Below are 2,272 nucleotides of genomic sequence, written 5' to 3' on the forward strand. Positions count from 1 at the left end.
GCAAAGGTCTCAGCCTGCGTTTCGGCTTTTACGGCGAGCGCGGCTATTTGCGCCGCACCGCGCCCGGCGATTGGCAGTTTCTGACGCTGTCCACCGGCAATCGCCTGAGCCTTTGGGCGCAAGAACGGATCGGCAGCCGCCCCGTGGCGCTGGCCTGCAACGACTTCACACTGATCCAGCAAGCCGCGCGCGCCGGGCTGGGCATCGGCTTTCTGCCCGAAGACAGCGTGCAGCCGCAAGACGGCCTGCACGCCGTGGCCGTAAACGACGCCGCGCCGGAAATGCTGGAGCAAACCCTGTATCTGGTCATGCACGAAGACGTACGCCGCTCTCCCGCCGTGCGCGCCGTGGCGGATTTTCTGGTGGAAACGCTGGCGCGCGACGAGGAGGCGGCGGATTGAAACGGCGGACAGGACTTTATGGCGAAGCCCCAAACCATCCTGCGCGTTTTTTGGAGGCCTGCTGTATACCCGCAGAGAAAAGGATTTGCCTGATTTTGCCTCATTTCTTGGATTTTAGAGATGGCGGGTGGCCAAAGTGGCGGCGGTACTCGCGTGAAAATTGGCTTGCACTTTCGTAGCCGACGCGTGCGGCAGCTTCCGTAGCCTTCCCCGTCAAGCAGACAGTTGTAAAGGAGAATTTGCCCGTTCGCATTGTTGGCGAAAGACGCTCGGTGGCAGGTTGCCGAGCGACTCATGCGGGCGTTCACGCACGCCTTCGTCCAGTACATTGAAGGTGCGGAAGCGTTGGCCTCCGCAGAGCGTGTCGGCCATGAAATCCATCGACCACAGGGCATTGGCTTGCATTGGCACGTTCAGTGTCTGTCTCTCCCTCATCGGCAGGCGCTTCTTCGTCCGTCTCGGCAGATTGAGTTTGAGTTGCCTGCTCATCGGGCATGTCGCCCTTGTCCTGCTCGAAGACGCTGGAGCCGTCGAGGTTGGCGTGCTGCCAGACTTCACGGATGGTGTTGCCCCAGGTCTTGTAGCTGGCCTGCCAGACGATCTGGCCTTGTGCGTTGGTGAGTTCCTCGGGCAGGCCGGCGGGGCTGTTGTGGAAGTAATAGACCTTGGCAATCTGGGGCGGCTGCTCGGGCAGGGGCAGGTTGGCGCCCCAGTGCTGCTCGATGAGGTGATCGAACGCCTGGGCGTTTTGTTTGGCAGAGTGCTCAAGGCTTGCCCAGTAGCGCGCTTCGGCATCGTTGGCGGCGGCATGGGTTGATGGTGCATCGTTGGCCGCAGCGGCCAGAGCATTAACTGAATCAGGCGCAGCATCTGCGGTAGTGCCCAAACCCCCTTGTTCGGAGGCATTGCCCAGCGCATCGAGCCGGGCGATGGGCGCGTAGCTGCCCGGTTCATAGACGTAGCTGATGACGCTGGAGCCGCGGCGCTCCTCGATCAGGCGCATGCCCTCCCATATGAAGGTGATGGGGCCGAAGGCATCGTGCTTGAGGATGCGCCTGCCCAGTGCGTCATAGCGCATGTGGATGCTTTGGGCGATCTGGCGCGCAGTGTCGGGGTATCGCGTGGTGTGCACGGCCCTGAGGCGGCTGTTCTCGTCCCACTCGAAGCGCTGGACGGTATGACGGGCGATGCGTTTTTCGACAAGGCGGTCATGCGCGTCGTAGAAGAAACGCCTGTCGCCGAGCACGCGCACGAGATTGTCATGAACATAGGCGCTGGCGTGCGGCCGCGAGGAGGCAGTGCGCGCCAAAGCGGCATGGATGCGATTGCCCGCGAGGTCATAGGCCATCATCTCGTCAACGGCGGCCGGCAGGGATGCGGCAGATGTTGCAAGGGCGTGCGGCGCGAGCCGGTGATGCGGCCACTGGCATCGTATGCGTGGTCAGTGCGCCCGAGCAGGCTGTGGCTTGAGCGCAGCAACTCACCGCTCTTGTCGAACTGCCATGTCTTGAGCAGGGAAGGCAAGGAGGCGCCAGGGGCATTGGCAGGGCCATGTGCATGTGCATGTGCATGTGCAGAGAACTGCGCATCGAGCGCATCCTGCCAGAGGTGAGGCTGCTCGAGCAAATGCCCGTGCATGGCAGCGCTGTGCAAGCCCTGCAATGCGGGCATGCAAGTGAGCGCGCCGATGCGCCTGCCCAATGGATCGTGGGAGAAGCGGGTGAGCAAGCGCCCCTGCGAGCGGGAAGTTTCGCGGTGCAGGGCATCGCACTCGATATCGCAGATCGCATGACCATCGACATGGATGTGGTGCAAGTGCGAGCTGCCGTAGAAGAGCCAGTGGATATTGCGCCCATCGGTGTAGAAATTAT

The 2,272-nt window shown here is 62.3% G+C and carries 1 protein-coding gene and 3 pseudogenes; 1 reads left to right on the forward strand and 3 read right to left on the reverse strand.

The window, feature by feature from the left end; all coding sequences use genetic code 11:
• Window positions 1–401, forward strand: a 401-nt coding sequence (locus tag HMPREF9371_RS10155; RefSeq protein ID WP_009120040.1) for a LysR family transcriptional regulator, incomplete at its 5' end; no start/stop codon positions are given.
• A 303-nt stretch (window positions 402–704) separates the two neighbouring features.
• Here HMPREF9371_RS10155 and HMPREF9371_RS13705 read toward each other — a convergent pair.
• From HMPREF9371_RS13705 to HMPREF9371_RS12655, 3 pseudogenes are all read right to left on the reverse strand, one after another.
• Window positions 705–878, reverse strand: a pseudogene (locus HMPREF9371_RS13705) (IS3 family transposase); the annotation flags it as partial.
• 88 nt (window positions 879–966) lie between these two features.
• Window positions 967–1,752: pseudogene (locus HMPREF9371_RS13810) on the reverse strand (RHS domain-containing protein); the annotation flags it as partial.
• A pseudogene (locus HMPREF9371_RS12655) lies at window positions 1,749–2,272 on the reverse strand (hypothetical protein); the annotation flags it as partial. The pseudogenes HMPREF9371_RS12655 and HMPREF9371_RS13810, both read right to left, overlap by 4 nt.

Source organism: Neisseria shayeganii 871, assembly GCF_000226875.1.
GTDB classification, from domain to species: domain Bacteria; phylum Pseudomonadota; class Gammaproteobacteria; order Burkholderiales; family Neisseriaceae; genus Eikenella; species Eikenella shayeganii.